At 65.8% G+C, this 16,326-nt stretch carries 17 protein-coding genes; 16 read left to right on the forward strand and 1 reads right to left on the reverse strand.

The features are described 5' to 3' along the window. The 15 genes from VN706_01955 (at window position 1) to VN706_02025 (ending at window position 14,306) form a co-directional block, all read left to right on the forward strand. Entirely contained in the window at window positions 1-426 is a 426-nt protein-coding gene (locus tag VN706_01955; protein ID HXT14363.1) for a hypothetical protein, read from the forward strand. Further along, window positions 423-1,553, forward strand: a complete 1,131-nt coding sequence (locus tag VN706_01960) for a cytochrome c oxidase assembly protein (protein HXT14364.1) — start codon at window positions 423-425, stop codon at window positions 1,551-1,553. Before VN706_01955 ends, VN706_01960 begins: the two co-directional genes overlap by 4 nt. Window positions 1,554-1,601: 48 nt before the next feature. Continuing rightward, window positions 1,602-3,458 carry a methanol/ethanol family PQQ-dependent dehydrogenase gene (locus VN706_01965; GenBank protein ID HXT14365.1) on the forward strand — a complete coding sequence of 619 codons (1,857 nt, stop codon included), beginning with the start codon at window positions 1,602-1,604 and terminating at the stop codon, window positions 3,456-3,458. After that, window positions 3,442-4,302 carry a substrate-binding domain-containing protein gene (locus VN706_01970; protein HXT14366.1) on the forward strand — a complete coding sequence of 287 codons (861 nt, stop codon included), beginning with the start codon at window positions 3,442-3,444 and terminating at the stop codon, window positions 4,300-4,302. Before VN706_01965 ends, VN706_01970 begins: the two co-directional genes overlap by 17 nt. Window positions 4,303-4,306: 4 nt before the next feature. Next, complete coding sequence (locus VN706_01975) at window positions 4,307-4,759, forward strand: c-type cytochrome (protein HXT14367.1); 453 nt, start codon at window positions 4,307-4,309, stop codon at window positions 4,757-4,759. Window positions 4,760-4,914: 155 nt separating this feature from the next. Beyond that, window positions 4,915-5,877 carry a cytochrome c oxidase subunit II gene (gene coxB, locus VN706_01980; GenBank protein ID HXT14368.1) on the forward strand — a complete coding sequence of 321 codons (963 nt, stop codon included), beginning with the start codon at window positions 4,915-4,917 and terminating at the stop codon, window positions 5,875-5,877. A gap of 25 nt (window positions 5,878-5,902) precedes the next feature. Next, window positions 5,903-6,670, forward strand: coding sequence for a heme-binding protein (locus tag VN706_01985; protein HXT14369.1), 768 nt, complete (start codon window positions 5,903-5,905; stop codon window positions 6,668-6,670). Between the two features lie 100 nt (window positions 6,671-6,770). Beyond that, window positions 6,771-7,073 carry a hypothetical protein gene (locus VN706_01990; protein HXT14370.1) on the forward strand — a complete coding sequence of 101 codons (303 nt, stop codon included), beginning with the start codon at window positions 6,771-6,773 and terminating at the stop codon, window positions 7,071-7,073. Continuing rightward, window positions 7,070-8,269, forward strand: coding sequence for a COX15/CtaA family protein (locus VN706_01995; GenBank protein HXT14371.1), 1,200 nt, complete (start codon window positions 7,070-7,072; stop codon window positions 8,267-8,269). The genes VN706_01990 and VN706_01995 overlap by 4 nt, the downstream gene beginning before the upstream one ends. 8 nt (window positions 8,270-8,277) lie before the next feature. After that, window positions 8,278-9,186: a heme o synthase gene (locus tag VN706_02000; GenBank protein HXT14372.1), complete on the forward strand. Its 909-nt coding sequence runs from the start codon at window positions 8,278-8,280 to the stop codon at window positions 9,184-9,186. Between the two features lie 79 nt (window positions 9,187-9,265). Continuing rightward, on the forward strand, window positions 9,266-10,948 hold the full coding sequence (locus tag VN706_02005) for an ABC transporter transmembrane domain-containing protein (protein ID HXT14373.1): 1,683 nt from the start codon (window positions 9,266-9,268) through the stop codon (window positions 10,946-10,948). Window positions 10,949-11,167: 219 nt separating this feature from the next. Then, complete coding sequence (locus VN706_02010; GenBank protein ID HXT14374.1) at window positions 11,168-11,731, forward strand: Uma2 family endonuclease; 564 nt, start codon at window positions 11,168-11,170, stop codon at window positions 11,729-11,731. Between the two features lie 81 nt (window positions 11,732-11,812). Next, the gene (locus tag VN706_02015) at window positions 11,813-12,031 is read left to right on the forward strand and encodes a type II toxin-antitoxin system prevent-host-death family antitoxin (protein HXT14375.1); all 219 of its coding nucleotides are present in this window, start codon (window positions 11,813-11,815) and stop codon (window positions 12,029-12,031) included. Next, window positions 12,024-12,383, forward strand: coding sequence for a type II toxin-antitoxin system VapC family toxin (locus VN706_02020; GenBank protein ID HXT14376.1), 360 nt, complete (start codon window positions 12,024-12,026; stop codon window positions 12,381-12,383). Before VN706_02015 ends, VN706_02020 begins: the two co-directional genes overlap by 8 nt. Window positions 12,384-12,497: 114 nt before the next feature. Further along, on the forward strand, window positions 12,498-14,306 hold the full coding sequence (locus VN706_02025) for a M28 family peptidase (protein HXT14377.1): 1,809 nt from the start codon (window positions 12,498-12,500) through the stop codon (window positions 14,304-14,306). Between the two features lie 28 nt (window positions 14,307-14,334). Here the strand turns inward: VN706_02025 and VN706_02030 are convergent, their stop codons facing one another. Beyond that, entirely contained in the window at window positions 14,335-15,162 is an 828-nt protein-coding gene (locus VN706_02030; GenBank protein HXT14378.1) for a carboxypeptidase regulatory-like domain-containing protein, read from the reverse strand. A gap of 89 nt (window positions 15,163-15,251) precedes the next feature. Here VN706_02030 and VN706_02035 point away from each other — a divergent pair, with 89 nt between their 5' ends. Beyond that, window positions 15,252-16,214 (forward strand): hypothetical protein, encoded by a 963-nt coding sequence (locus tag VN706_02035; protein HXT14379.1) that lies wholly within the window; start codon window positions 15,252-15,254, stop codon window positions 16,212-16,214. The last annotated feature ends 112 nt before the right edge of the window (window positions 16,215-16,326 follow it).

Here is a 16,326-nt window from a genome sequence, read left to right on the forward strand (position 1 = left end):
ATGACGGCACCTTCGACGACACATGAGGAAGGCGTTCGGCAGTTGCCGGTCGGGCTCAAGCGTCTGTGGGTTGGTGTGCTCGCGGCGCCGTGCGCGTGGGTACTGATGGAGATCGTTGGCTATTACCTCGCGGCGCGAAGCTGCGAGCCCGGGACGGCGGGCGTGCCACTGCTCGGCACGGCGAACCCGCGTGTGACTCAGGTGATCATTGCCGTCGTCGCGATCGTCGTCAGCCTGATCGGTCTCGTAACGGCGATCGGCAGCTGGCGCGCCCTTCCGCAACCTGGTCGCGAGCCACCGTCGGAGCTCGGGCGCGCGCAATTCATGGCATTCGTCGGTGTGCTGACGAGCGTGTTGTTCTTGGGCGGCATCGTGATGTTCGGCATTCCGCCGTTCTTCGTCAACGCGTGCAGCCAGGCACGATGATGATCGCGCTGATGCTCCTCGCCGCGACTTGCTGTTACGCGATCGGGGTGCGCGCCGCGTGGCGCCGCGCGGGCGTCGGACGTTCGATCAGCGCGCGTCAAGCGGCGATGTTCGGCATCGGCATCATTGTCACCGCCGTCGCACTCCTGTCGCCACTCGACGCAATGGCGGACGATCTCTTCTCGGCGCACATGACGCAGCATGTGTTGTTGGCGGCCGTCGTCCCTCCTTTTTTGGTTTTCGGTGCACCGTTCACCGCGTTCATCTGGGCGTTGCCCGCGGGTCGGAGGCGGCGCGTAGTTGCGTGGCTGCATCGTCGGCGCGCCTTGCGCGCGGCGTGGCTCGCCATCACCGCGCCGGCGATCGGCTGGTTCATTCATCTCATCGCGATGTGGACGTGGCATGCGCCATCGCTGTATCAGCTGGCGTTGCGCAGCGAATGGATCCATGCCGCCGAGCACGCGAGCTTCGTCGGCACGGCGATGTTGGTCTGGTGGCCGATCGCGCATCCTCGTACCGCGCGTCGCACCGCATATGCACTCGGCATCGGGACACTGTTTCTCACCGCCATGCAAACCGGCGTGCTCGGTGCACTGATCACGTTGTCGCATCATCTGCTGTATCCGGCGCAGGGGGCGGGCGCCGCACGGTGGGGCCTGACGGCGATGGAAGATCAAACGCTCGCCGGGCTGATCATGTGGGTGCCGGGCGGCTTGATCTATGTGGCCGCGATGAGCGTGCTGTTCGTGAAATGGCTCGAGCCGCGAAGAGTTGTGTCACGCGTCGCGCTCGCGGCGGTTGTCGTGACGGCGAGTTGTGCGCAGCCGGCGCGGAGCGTCGTTCCCGGCGGCGACGTGACGCGCGGCAAGCAGGCTGTCGAGGCCATGGGCTGCGGCGCCTGTCATACGATCGCCGGCGTCGGCCCCGCGCACGGCGAGGTTGGGCCGCCGCTCACGGGCATCGCGCGGCGATCGCTCATCGCCGGCGCGCTGCCGAACACGCCCGAGAACATGATGCGGTGGATCGAGGATCCGCCGTCCATCGAACCAAACACCGCGATGCCGAACCTTGGCGTCACGCCACAATCGGCCCGCGACATCACGGCCTATCTGTACACGCTGCGGTAGACGATCAATGAGGATTCTCTCATGAGGCGGCAATGTGAATTGATGGCGATGACTTGCGTGCTCGTTGGCGCGAGCTTCATCGCCACCGCGTGCCGGAACGCGCGCGCCGGCGAGGCCGATACCGCGCAGCGCACGGGAACGCACGACACGACGCTCACGAGTGCACCGAACGCACCCGCGAACGCGGTCGCCCTGCCGCCAGGCAACGATAACGCGCAGGGCTCCGGCGAATGGACGATGCCGGGCCGCGATTTTGGCGGCAGCCGCTACAGTCCGCTCACCGACATCAACGTCTCGAACGTCAAGAACCTGAAAGTCGCGACGACGTTCTCGACCAGCGTGCTGCACGGCCACGAGGGGCAACCGCTCGTGATCGGCAGCACGATGTACGTCGTCACACCGTTTCCAAATCTCTTATACTCGATCGATCTCACGAAACCGGGCGGTGCGCTCAACTGGGTCTATGCGCCGAACCCCGATCCGCGTTCGGTCGGCATCGCCTGCTGCGACATCATCAACCGCGGCGCCGTGTACGCGGACGGCAAGATCATTTACAACACGCTCGACGCGCAGACGGTCGCCGTCGACGCGAAGAGCGGCAAGGAAGTGTGGCGCACGCGCGTCGGCGACATCAGCATCGGCGAGACGATGACCGGTGCGCCGCTCGTCGTGAAGAACGCCGTCATCGTCGGCGACGCGGGCGCGGAGCTCGGCGTGCGCGGATACGCCGAGGCGCTCGATCTCGGCACGGGCAAGCCGCTGTGGAAGGCGTACAACACCGGCTCCGACGCGGATGCGCTCATCGGCGCCGAGTTCAAGCCGTTTTACGCGAAGGATCGCGGCAAGGATCTCGGAATCACGACGTGGCCGAAAGATCAGTGGAAGCTCGGCGGCGGGACGGTGTGGGGATGGATCAGCTACGATCCCGAGCTGAATCTCCTCTTCTACGCGACGGCGAATCCCGGCGTGTGGAATCCCGATCTGCGCCCGGGCGACAACAAGTGGTCCATCACGCTGTGGGCACGCGATCCCGCGACCGGCCACGCGAAGTGGGCCTATCAGTTCGTCGCGCACGACGCGTGGGATTACGACGAGATCATGGAGAACATTCCCGTCGACATGCCGGTGAACGGGCAGATGCGAAAGCTGCTCATCCATCCGGGGCGCGACGGGTTTGTCTACACGTTCGATCGTGCGACCGGCGAGATCCTCAACGCCAACATGTATCAGCCGACGAACTGGGCGAAGGGCATCGACCTCAAGACCGGCGCGCCGATCGAAGTGCCGGAGAAGCGCACGCACGAAGGCGTCGTCACGAAGGATATTTGTCCATCATCGACGGGCGCGAAGGATCAACAGCCGTCCGCGTTCTCGCCGCGCACCGGGCTGCTCTACGTCCCCGCACACAACGTGTGCATGGACTACGAGGGTGTCGAAGCGAACTACATCGCGGGCACGCCGTACCTCGGCGCGAGCGTGAAGATGTTTCCGGGGCCCGGCGGCTATCGCGGCGATCTCGTGGCGTGGGATCCGGTGCACGGCCGAGCGACGTGCGATGTGAAGGAGGATCTTCCGCTGTGGAGCGGTGTGCTTGCGACCGCGGGCGACGTCGTGTTCTACGGCACGATGGACGGATGGTTCAAGGCGATCGACGCGCGCAGCTGCGCGCCGCTGTGGCAGTTCAAGACGGGATCGGGCATCGTCGGCAATCCGATCGCCTATCGCGGTCCCGACGGGAAGGAATACGTCGCCGTGTATTCGGGGATCGGCGGCTGGATGGGCGCCGTCGCGTTCCCCGACATCTCGCTCGACGATCCCTACACCGCACTCGGCGTCGCGGGCGCGGTGCCGGATCTCAAGAAGAAGTCGGGGATGGGAGGGACGTTGTATGTCTTTTCGTTTTAAGCGTTGGGGTTCGCGCTGGGGGCTGGGCGCTGGGCGATGGGCGGTTTTGATCGTGATGATGGCGGGTTTCACGAGCAGTGCCCATCGCCCATCGCCCACCGCCCAGCGCGAAGCGCTCCGCGTCTGCTCCGACCCCAACAACCTCCCCTTCTCCGACAGCCTGCAGCACGGCTTCGAGAATCGGATCGCGTCGATGCTCGCGAGCGACATGCACGCGCGCCTCGAGTACACGTGGTGGCCGCAGCGACGCGGGTTCGTTCGGAACACGCTCAAGGCGGGTGATTGCGATGTCGTGATCGGTGTGCCGTCGGGGTACGACATGGTCGCCGCAACGGCTCCGTACTATCAGTCGACGTACGTGTTCGTGACGCGCGCCGACGCCGGACTGAGCCCGAAATCGTTCGACGACCGTTCGCTGCGTCACGCGCGCATCGGCATCCACATGATGGGCGACGATTATGCGAACTCGCCCGCGGCCGTGGCGCTCATGCACCGCGGACTCGGCGCGAACATCCACGGCTACATGATCTACGGCAACTACAACGAGCCCAGTCCGCCGAGCCGGCTGCTCGATGCCGTGGTGAGGAAAGACGTCGACGTGGCGATCGCGTGGGGACCGCTCGCCGGCTATTACGCGCGGCACAGCGCGGTGCCGCTGGTCGTCACGCCGGTGTCTCCGCGAATCGACACGCCGTTCCTGCCGTTCGTGTACAGCATCTCGATGGGCGTGCGGCGCGGCGACACCACGCGGAAGGCCTTTCTCGATTCCGAGATCGTGCGACGCCATGACGACATCCGGCGCGTGCTCGGCGAGTACGGCGTGCCGCTGGTTGGAGGGTCATGAGTAAATGCGTATTCAAATATTGATATTGACCGCGGCCGTGGGCGCGATCGCGGTCGCCGGGTGTCAGAACGAATCGAATACGCAAGCCGCCGCCGGAGCGCCGCCCGCGAACGCGTACTTCATTGGACCGCAGCCCGGGCCGGACCGCGCGCTGATCCCGGTCAAGAATCCGTACGCCGGCGACACGCGTGTGCTCGCGGACGGTCGCCGTCTCTTCAATTGGTACAATTGCTCCGGCTGCCACGGCGATCACGCCGGCGGCGGCATGGGTCCGAGCCTGCGTGATTCCGCGTGGTACTACGGTGGCGACGAAGCGTCGATCTTCGCGTCGATCGCCGAAGGGCGGCAGCACGGCATGCCGTCGTGGGGCTCGAAGCTGCCGTCGGATGATATCTGGAAGATCGTGACGTACATCAAGTCGCTGAGGACGCCCGATGAGCCAGATCCTCCGCGGTAGCGGCGCGTTGCGCGTGTCATCCCGAGCGACCCTGACCCTGAGCGTAGCGAAGGGGAAGGGGAGTCGAGGGACTCCCGTCCCGACGGAGGAGCCATATGCAGCGCACCGCTGAGAAGAGGGTCCGTCGACTCCGGCGCTGCGCGCCTCCGCTCGGGATGACGATCGTCACCAGCTGCAACACCCCGCTCTCGATCTTCTCCACCGCCAGCGACTCCGCCGAGCGCGTCTCGAAGCTCGCGTGGTTCATGATCATTCTGTCAGCGATCATCTTCGCCGGCGTCATGCTCACGATGGTCGCCGCGATGCTGCGCAATCGCCGTCGCAACTCCGTCGACGTCGACCTGAGCGATCCCGGCACCGGCTGGATCATCTGGGGCGGCGCCGTGATGCCCGGCATCGTCCTGCTCGCGATCTTCGTCGTGTCGCTCGCCGCCATGGGCCGCTTTCCCGAAAAAAATCCCGTGGTCACGATTCACGTCACCGGCCGGCAGTGGTGGTGGCAGCTCGACTACGAGTTCCCCGAGATGCCGCAGCACTTCCGCACCGCGAACGAGATCCACATTCCGGTCGGCCGCCCGGTACGAATCATCCTCACCAGCGGCGACGTGATTCACAGTTTCTGGGTGCCGCAACTTCAGGGGAAGCTCGACGTCATCCCCGGCGACACGAACGATCTTCGGCTCGTCGCGCGTCGCGCCGGCACGTACGCCGGAGCGTGCGCGGAGTACTGCGGCACGCAGCACACGCACATGGGGCTCACGGTCATCGCCGAGGATTCGACGACGTTCCGGCGATGGGCCGCCGCCCAGTTGGCGGACGGCGCCACTCCACGCGACTCGGTCACCGCCGCGGGGCAGAAACTGTTCGTTACCGGACCGTGCGCGCTCTGCCACACCGTGCGCGGCACCCCGGCGCTCGCGCAGGTGGCTCCCGACCTGACTCACTTCGGCAGCCGGTCCACCATTGCGGCCGGAACCTTGCCTAACACGCTCGGCAACCTCGAGGGGTGGATCGCCAACGCGCAGTCGCTCAAGCCCGGCACCAAGATGCCGACGCTCAGCGCGTTCACGGGCCCGCAGCTGCGCGCCGTGGCGGCCTACGTCTCGAGCCTCAAGTGAATCGCGAACGATGGAGGAGGGCGTGATGCGGAGAGTCATCGCGTGGTCTCAGGCCGCGACGTTCCTGGTCGCTCTGGCCGCATGCAAAAACTCTAACAACGAGAAAGGGTCGCTCGACACGACGAACGCCAAGTCGCCGCGCGTCGTCGCCGCGGCAGGCTGCGACGCGCTGCCGAGCGCCACGGACCTCGGCAAGTATCTGAAGGCGGCGCCGGATTCGGGCGAAGCCGGCGGCCTGTTCCACGGCCGCGCCGAGTGGGGCGCGCTCGTGAATCGCAGCGGGCAGATTTGCGCGGTCGTCCCGCCGAGCGATTCGACGGGCGGCTACTGGCCCGGCAGTCGCGCGATCTCGATGGCGAAGGCGTTCACCGCGAACGGCTTCAGCACCGACACGGCCGCAATGTCTACCGCGCGCTTGTACACGTTCACGCAACCCGGCCATTCGCTCTGGGGCGTGAGCCAGCCCGCGCCGTTCAATCCGCAGTGCCTCGATCCCAACAACGACATCAAGATCTGCGGCGGCGCGATCGCGTTCGGCGGCGGCGTGCCGCTCTACAAGAATGGCCGGATCGTCGGCGGGCTCGGAATCAGCGGCGATACGCCGTGCGCGGATCACGAGATCGCGAAACGCGTTCGGCATTTCGCGGGACTCGACCCGGCGAAGGGACCGGCGGTGGACGACATTCAATACTCGAAGACGGACCGTCCGTCGATCTACACGCACCCGCTTTGCCCGAACACGTGGCGAAACGGGCAGAAGATCGGAGATGAGCCGGCGGCGGTGGGATACTGAGCGTTGGGCGATGGGCGCTGGGCGGTGGGCCTGAAAGGGCGGCGGTCGCAGTTCTCGCGTCTCTCGCCTAGTTTTCATCTCGTATTTCAGCCCACTCCCAATGCCTCACTCCCTCGCTGACGCGATTTTCTGGATCGCCGTCGCGTGTTGTACGGTCGCCCAGTTGGCGATCATTCGTTCCGTCGTCGCCTCGCGCACGTTCGCCGAGGGCTCATCGCAGCCGACCTCGTCCGCGACCGCATCGCCGCGCGTCGTCGAGATCGCGTGGGCGGTGTTGCCCGGCATCGCGCTCGCCGTCGTGCTCGTGTTCACATGGTCGGCGATTCACGCCCCCGCATCGCCCGCATCGCCCGCATCACCGGAATCACCGGCATCGGCTGTCGCGGCCACGCTCGCGCCGTGAACAATACCCGTCGTCTATCGATCGCGGCGCTCGTCGTCGCGTGCACGCATCTCGTGTTCGGCGCCATCGTCCGTATCTCGGGCTCGGGGCTGGGCTGCGGGGAAAACTGGCCCAAGTGCTACGGCTATTGGATTCCGCCGTTCAGCCGCCCCGATCTCATCGTTGAAGTAAGCCACCGCTACCTCGCGTCGATTCTCACATTGACGGTGCTGTCGCTCGCGTTCGTCGCGGTGCGCAATCGCGCCGAAACCGGCGGACGCGGCGGCCCCATGCGCTCGGCGCTCGGCGCCGTCGCCGCCGTGTTCGCCGCCGCGATTCTCGGTGGCGTCACTGTCAAAATGGGCAACGCGCCGTGGGCAACCGTCGCGCACTGGCTCGTGGCGATGACGCTTCTCGCCATGGTCGCGATGACGGCGATCCGCAGCGGCACGCTCGGTGGCGCGAGCGCGCGCGTGCAACGCGGAACGTCACGCGCCGCGCGCTCGGCATTCGCCGCCGCGGTAATGGCGATCTTCGCGGTGGCGATGGGCGGTCTCACCGCGAAAATGCCCGGCGCCTCCGTCGGGTGCACGACGGTTCCGCTGTGTGGTCCGAATCCGAGCGTCGCGCGCTCGAGCATCGACATTCAGATGTTGCATCGCACGATCGCGGTGCTGTTGGTGCTCCACTTGATCGGCGTCGTGACGATGATGCGCAAGCGGCGCGCGTCGGAAGCGCCTGTCGTGGTGCGCGCGGCGCACATCGCGCTCGGCATGGTGCTGCTGCAGCTCGTCGTCGCATCCGCGATGATTCTCGGACACCTTCCGCCAGTCTTGCGGTCGTTGCACGAAGCGACCGGCGTTGGCATTTGGCTCAGCTGCTTCGTGCTGGCGTATTTGGCGCGGATCGCGGCGCGTACCGTGCCGGAAACAGCGGGCGGCACAAGCGCGCCCGTTCGTCATTCCGAGCCCGTTCGTCATTCGGAGCCCGTTCGTCATTCCGAGCCCGTTCGTCATTCCGAGCGAAGCGAGGAATCTGGCATCACGGTAGAGAGGCCAGTCACTCTGACGGCGACGCAAGATCCCTCGGTCCCTTCGCTCTCTCGGGATGACGCGAGCGCCGCGTCGCTCCTTCAGGACGTCAAACCACTCTCGCCGCTGCCTCCGCCACCACCCACCATGGCCGTCATCGTCGCGCGCGGAGCCGACCTGCTGTGAGCGAAGCGGTGATCGCCTCTCGCTCGAAGTCGTTCGCGCGCGACCTCGTCGCGCTGACGAAGCCGCGCATCATCTCGCTGCTGCTCGTCACGACGATCGCGCCGATGTACGTCGCGGGACATCCGAGCTGGTCGCTCGTGCTCGCCGTATTTGTCGGCGGCTATCTCATGGCCGGCGGCGCGAACGCGGTGAACATGTACATGGACCGCGACATCGACGATCGCATGTCGCGCACGCGGCTGCGTCCCATCCCGAGTGGACGCATGCAGCCGCGCGAGGTGCTCGCGTTCGGCGTGCTGCTCTCGACCGGAGCAACGTATCTGTTCGCCGCCGCGGCGAACGTGCTCACGGCCGCGCTCGCGCTGGCGGGATTCTACTTCTACGTCTTCGTCTACACGCGGTGGCTCAAGCGCAGTACGCCGCAGAACATCGTGATCGGCGGCGCGGCAGGCGCATTCCCGCCGCTCGTCGGCTGGGCGGCGGTGACGAATCACATCGATCTGCTCGCCGTCTACCTCTTCCTCGTCATTTTCTACTGGACGCCGCCGCACTTCTGGGCGCTCGCGCTGCTCAAGCAGAAAGACTACGGGCGCGCCGGCGTGCCCATGGCGCCGCTTGTCTGGGGCGAGCGTGAAACGAAGCGGCAGATGTTGTGGTATACGCTCATTCTCATTCCCCTCACCGTGCTACCGGTCGCGTTCCGCGCGCTCGGCCCGATTTACCTCGTGAGCGCGCTCGTGCTCGGAGGATTGTTCGTGAGAGACGTGGTGGCGGTCATTCGCGCCACCGAGTGGAACAAGCCCGCGTGGCGGCTCTACAAGTTCTCTCTTCTCTATCTGGCGTTGCTGTTCGCGGCGATGGTCGTGGACCGCCTGGGTCCTTCGTTTGACTTCACCGTCGCTCTCCCGCTCCGATAAGCGCTCGCGCCGCCTCGGTTCTCCCAAGCCGCTCGGCAGACTTCTTCCGCGACTGAAGCCGTACAGCGGCCGACTCGTCGTGGCCGCGATCTGCCTGCTCGTCGCCGCGGCCGTCGGCCTCGCGTTTCCGCAGATCGTGCGGCATCTGCTCGACGCGGCATTCCAGAATCATGATCGCGCGCTGCTCGATCGCATCGCGCTCGGTCTCGTCGCGCTTTTCGCGCTCCAGGGCCTGATGAATTTCGTCCAGGTCTATCTGCTCACGTCGACGACGGAGCGCGTGATCGCCGCGCTGCGCGAGGATGCGTTCGCGCATCTCGTGCGATTGTCCCCGGGCTTCTTTACCGAGCGCCGCACGGGCGAGCTCACGAGCCGGCTCTCGGCGGATCTCGCCGTGCTGCAATCGTTGATGAGCACGTGGATCTCGGAGATGTCGCGACAGGGATTGTTCCTGATCGGCGGCCTCGTGATGCTCTCGCTCACGCATCCGCGCCTCACGACGACGACGCTCGCCGTCGTGCCCATCGTCGTCACCGCGGCATTCTACTTCGGCCGGCGCCTGCGCCGCGCGAGCACCGGCGTGCAGGATCGTGTGGCCGAGGCGATGGCGCATGCCGATGAGGCGTTCTCGCAGATTCGCACGGTGCAGAGTTTTCGCCGCGAGGCGGAGGAGACGCGCCGCTACCGCGATCAGCTGGCGGACGTCGTCACGGCGGCGGTGAATCGCGCGAAGATTCGCGCGATGTTCTTCGGCATCGTCGGATTCGTTGCGTTCGCCGGTGTCGTTGCCGTGCTGTGGGAAGGCGGCCAGCTCGTGCTCGACGGTGCGCTGACGCCTGGCGCCCTGGTCTCGTTCCTACTCTATGCGATCACGGTCGCGGCCGCGGTGGGGTCGCTCGCCTCGCTTTTCGGCAGCTACCAGGAAGCCTTGGGTGCCGCCTCACGCGTGTTCGAGTTGCTCGACGTCCATGCGGAGGTGGCGGAGCCGGCGCATCCGGCGGCGTTGGTCAAGCCGGTGCGCGGCGCCGTGGCATTGGAGAGCGTGAGTTTTCGCTATTCATCCGACGCGCCGGAAGTATTGATCGACGTGACGCTGCGCATCGCGCCGGGCGAGGTGGTGGCCCTCGTCGGGCCGTCCGGCGCCGGGAAGACGACCGTCGCGTCGCTCCTGCCGCGCTTCTGGGACGTGACGGGCGGCCGCATCACGCTTGATGGAATTGATATTAGGAAATTGGCATTCGCCGACCTCCGCGGCGCGATCGGCATGGTGCCGCAGGAGCCCGCGCTGTTCAGCGGCACCATTCGCGAGAACATCGCGTATGCGCGCCCTGGCGAAGCCGGGCCGATGCCCTCGGAAGCGGAGATCGTCGCCGCGGCGCGCGGGGCGCACGCCTGGGAGTTCATCGAGCGTTTGCCGGAAGGGCTCGACACGCGCGTTGGCGAGCGCGGCGTAAAGTTGTCCGGCGGCCAACGGCAGCGCCTCGCGATCGCGCGCGTGTTTCTCAAGAACCCCGCGGTCGTGGTACTCGACGAGGCGACGTCGAGCCTCGACACCGAGAGCGAGCGGGCGGTGGAGTCGGCCATGGAAGATCTCTTACGCGGCCGCTCGACGTTGATCATCGCGCATCGCTTGAGCACCGTGCGGCGCGCCGATCGCGTCGTCGTGCTCGAGCGTGGGCGCGTGGTCGAAGCGGGGACGCATGCGGAGCTCATCGCGCGCGGCGGGTTGTTCTCGCGACTGGCGACGGCGGATTTGGTGTGAGTTTGTCATCCCGAGGAGCGAAGCGGCGAGGGATCTAGCGTTCGCGATAGAGGGCTCTCCTTCCGGATGTTGGATCCCTCGCTCCGTTCGGGATGACGACGAATTCGCCGCAGGACATCAAATCGCCACGTACGCGATGGATTGATGCTTCGTCCGCCGAGCGCATGCGATACTCTCCCGCATGCAGCCTTGCATAACTCGGCGCCGAGGACGTAGCGTATGCACATGCCAATGGTCAAGCGACAGTGGACGGTCGCCGATCTCGAGGATTTGCCGGACGACGGCAACCGGTACGAGGTCATCGACGGCGAGTTGTTCGTGACGCCCGCGCCAGCATGGAAGCATCAGCGCGCGATTGCCGCACTCTACTCTCTCGTCGCCGAGTACCTCCGGAGCGGGCGAGTCGGCGAGGTTCTGTTCGCTCCCGTGGACATCATCTTTTCGCCGACGCGCGGCGTTCAACCAGACCTCCTTGTCGTCCCGGTGGTCGACGGTCCTCGCCCTCAAAAGTTCGCCGACGTCGGACGCCTTCTTCTCGCGGTCGAGGTGCTCTCCCCCTCATCGGCCCGCGCGGATCGCGTGGCGAAGCGCACGTTGTACCGAGACGAAGGCGTGCCCGAGTACTGGCTCGTCGATTTGGATGCGCGAACCGTCGAGCGGTCTACGCCGTCCGAGCCGCGCGTGGAAGTCGTGACGGACGTCCTCGAGTGGCGTCCCGACGGTGCGGCGACGGCGTTTCGGGTCGATCTCGCCGAGTACTTCGCGAGCGTACTTGGCGACTGACCGCCGCCCGCCGGGCTGATGCACCGCGCATGGCATCGCATTATTCTGGACATAATTTCCGACCAGTTATAAATTATGTCCATGAAGCGAATCGCCGCCGCAAAGTTCAAGGAGCAATGCCTGGCCATCCTCGATCACCTCGAGGACGACGGTATCGTGGTGACCAAACACGGCCGCCCGGTCGCACGCGTGCTGCCCTTTCGCGACGAGCCCGGCGCGCTCATCGGCTCGCTGCGCGGCCGCGTGACGGTGAAAGGCGACATCCGCAGTACCGGCGTGGCTTGGGACGCGAGTGATTAACCTCGACACGCACGTGCTCATCTTCGCTCTCGCCGGCGAGCTGACCCCCAAGGAACGCCGCCTGCTCACCTCGCAGCCGTGGAGCATTTCAGGCGTCGTTTTCTGGGAAATCGCCAAGCTCGTCCAACTCGGCCGTGTAGACCTGGACGTGACGCACCGTGATGTCGTCGGTGTCCTCTCGAGCATCCACGTCTGGCCGATCGACCTTGCTGTGGCCGTTCAGTCGACCCAGTTGGACTTCAATGCCGACCCCGCCGACGAATTGATCGCTGCGACGAGCGTCGTGCACGACGTCCCGCTGCTCACCCGCGACCGCCGAATCCTCCGGTCGAAAATGGTCCCGCTCGCGTAAGGCCCCTCGCTACCTCGCGGACCGGATGGGCGTGCGGATACCACGGGCCACAACTTCCCGTCCCCCGCGTCTCGCACCATCATTAGGGATCCGAACCACACTCGAGATCTCACTGTGAATCCTCGTTACATGCTGCCCGCGGCGCTGCTGTTCGCGGGCTCGACCTCTCTCTTGCCCACTCGGCAAACACAGCAGAAACAGACCTGCCCCGCCGTGACCGGCGCCAAGATGCCGCTCACGTACAAGGGCGGCCCCACCGTGCCCGACATCACCCCGTGCGACCTGATGACGCGGCTCTACATCTACGCCGCCGACTCCATGCGCGGACGCGAAGCCGGCACCCCTGACGCCATCAGGGCGACCGCGTACATCGAGCACGAAGTCAAACGGCTCGGCCTCAAGCCCGCCGGCGATCACGGCACCTACTTCCAGTACATGCCCGTCACCGCTCGACAGCTGAGCGCGGCGTCGAGCATCACCGTCGGCGGAAAGACGTTCCATCCGAACAAGGACTTCGCCGCCAATGCGGGCGCCGACGCAAAGGTGTCCGGCGACGTGATCTTCGGCGGCACGCTTGGCGACACGGCGAACGCGCTGTCCGCTGATGCGGTGAAGGGCAAGATCGTCGTCATGGTCGCGGGCGCCGGCGGCGGGCGTGGAGGCTTTGGCCGGGGCGGCGGCGCGAACAATCCGCTCGCGGAAGCAGCCGCGATCGTGACGGTCTCGTCGACGCCGTCACTGCCCAAGGCGCGCGTTCAGTATACTCTAAACGACACGGTGCAGAACGAAGGACGCGCCGCGTACGCGGCCGCGAATCCCTCGGCGAATCAGGGCGGTCGCGGAGGACGTGGCGGCCGCGGCGGATTCGGCGGCGGCGCATTGAACGTCACGGTGACCCCAGCCGTCGCGCAGGCGCTGCTCGGCAAGCCGGTGAGCCGCGCGACGAAGGGCGACACGGGCGGCTCGGCAACCATCAACGTGAAAGTCGAAACGGTGGCCGCGGAGACGCGCAACGTCGTCGGCATCATTCCCGGCACCGATCCCGTCTTGAAGAATGAGTATGTCGTGATCGGCGCGCACGCGGATCACATCGGCTATTCGAGCGGCGGCAACATCGTCGAGCATGACTCGCTCAAGGCGTACAACATGATCGCGCGCGTCGAAGGTGCGGATTCACGCGGTGCCGCACCGCCGACGCCAGAGCAGTGGGCGCGCATCAACGCGCTCAAGGATTCGCTGCGCAAGATCTATCCGGCGCGGAAGGATTCGATCAGCAACGGCGCCGACGACGACGGCTCGGGCTCCGTCTCGATTCTCGAGATCGCCGAGGCGTTCGCGAAAGGGCCGATCAAGCCGAAGCGTTCGCTGATCTTCATCTGGCAGATGGGCGAAGAGAAAGGCTTGTGGGGCTCGCAGTGGTTCACGAACCATCCCACGGTTCCCCGCGACTCGATCGTCGCCGACCTCAATCTCGACATGGTTGGCCGCGGCGCGCCCACGGACATCACCGGCCGCGACAAGGAAAACCACGAGCTGAGCGGCGCCACGAACTATCTGCAGCTCGTCGGCTCGAGGCGGTTGTCGACGGAGCTCGGCGACATTGCCGAGTCGGTGAATATGTCGGAGCCGACGCCGTTCAAGTTCGATTATTCAATGGATGCAAACGGCCACCCGCAGAACATCTACTGCCGGTCGGATCACGCAAACTACGCGCGGTACGGCATTCCGGTGATCTTCTTCACGACGGGCGGCCACGCGGACTACCACCAGGTGACCGACGAGCCGGAATACATCCAGTACACGCACATGGCCGCCGTCGACAAGCTGGTATATGACATCGCGGTCAAGGTGGCGGACCTGGATCATCGCGTCGTCGTCGACAAGACGAAGCCCGACAGTCCGTTCGCGCGCTGCCAGCAGTAGCGACCGCGCTCGATCTGCCGATCAGAGTTTATTGAAGCTTGATCGGCAGATCGATGCGGGCGGTGCCGTTCGCCGCGATGTTCACGGACTGCGTCACCGGCTTGGCCATCCCTTCGTGCCACAGGTTGACCGTGTACGTGCCGGGCGGCAGCGAATCGATCTTGAAGCTGCCGTCGTCTTCGGTCACGTCGAAATACGGATGATCGAACACCGCGATGTAGGCGTGCGTCCACGGATGCTGAACGCAACGCACCTCGACGATGCCCGGCGATTTCGCGAGCCGCTCGCTCGCGACGACCTGCCCCTCGTTGAAGAACGGCATGGCGGTCAGGGTGTCGTGCGTTCCCAACGGCGTGAACACCAGCTTGTGCAGCAGCTTGTCGTCGTTGAAGACGTTGACCGTCGTGCCGACGACCACGCCCTGCACTCGCGGATCCAGCGCGCACTTCTCACTCGACAATTCCGCGCGTTTGTCGATGGGAAACGGTTTGCCGGTGGTGATGTTGGCGATCCACACGACCACGCCGCCGAGACCACCCGTTTTCGCCGATGTCGTTACCGGGCTTTCGGCGGTCGTGCCACAGATTTTCTGATCGATATCGATCGCCACCGGCGCGGGCGCCGCGCCGTCAAGCTTGATCGTGCCCGCGAGAGATCCGCTCGAGGTGACCGGCCCAGGCTTGTACGACCCGCCGCCGAGATCGACGGTCCCCGCCGCGGAGTCGTCGGTCTTCTGAACGACCGCCGTCGTGCGACTGCCACTCTTCTGGGTTCGCGCGGCATCCTTTCCGCAGGCGACAAGGCAGGAACAAGCGAGCACAACGGCGGCGATGCGCCGCGATTTGAATTCGGTCACGATTCTGGCAATAGGGTTCAAGCGACTCACGCCGCCAAAGGGGGCAAACGACGCGCCATCTACGAAGGCCTCTCGGATTATTTGCGGCGTTGACCTGGATCACCGTGATCACGGCGCTGGGCGGCTGCGGCGGAACGACGCCAGCCACCATGACCGCCGCGCCTCGTGTCGCCGTGTCGTGGGGATTCACCGCGCCGTGGGATGCGAGGAGCGACAGCAGCGTCGCGGCGCACGGCAAGTCGCTCGACGTGGTCGTGAGTGGCTGGATACAGCTCGATAGCCTAACCGGTCAGCCCGCTCAACTCTACCGGGACAATACGCCGCGCGCGGCCACTGCGGGACGGTTTGCGTTGGTCACCAGTTATGGGGGGACCAGGTTTCATCCGGAGATGATTCGCCGCCTGGCGGCCGATCCTGGCGCGTTGGCGTTTACGGCGTCGCGCACGGCCAGCCTGCTCTCGAGTGGGGGCTACGAGGGTGTCGTGCTCGACCTCGAGGATCAGTCGCGCGACGACGTTCCTCGTACGATTCGCGTGGTCCGCGCGATCGTCGACAGCGTGCATCGACGCGGCGTGCGCGTCGTCGCGCTCGCGATTCCGGCCGCCGACACCGCCGCGTATCCGACGGCGTCGCTCGCGGCAGTGGCCGATTTGCTCGTCGTCATGCTCTACGACGAGCATTGGTCGACGTCGGCGCCGGGACCGATCGCCACACCCCTTTGGGTTCGCCGCACGCTCGGCGCGCGCATCGCGGCCGCGGGGGCGTCACAAATCGTTGCGGCGCTGCCGCTCTACGGGTATCTGTGGCGGCCGAATCAGCCGGGCCAGCCGATCAGCTTCGAGGATGCGCGCCACGCCGCGGCGCAAGCGAACGTCGAGCTGGTGCACGATCCGTCATCGGGCTCGATGCACGCGGTGAAACCGAACGATTGGGAACTGTGGGTGACGGATGCTGAGCTCCTGCGAACGCTGATCGGCGAAGTTACGACGCTTGGCGCGACGCGCGTGGCCTATTGGCGGCTCGGGCTCGAGGATCCGGGGATTTGGAGGTGAGGTCAAGAGCTAGAACGGCGATTGGAGAAAGCGAGTGGAAAGATCGAATGGAACAGGCGATTGGAAAATGCGAATGGAAAAGGCGTCGCTCCTTCCATTCGCCGTTTCCATT

It is taken from the genome of Gemmatimonadaceae bacterium (assembly GCA_035606695.1).
Classification (GTDB): Bacteria; Gemmatimonadota; Gemmatimonadetes; order Gemmatimonadales; family Gemmatimonadaceae; genus JAQBQB01.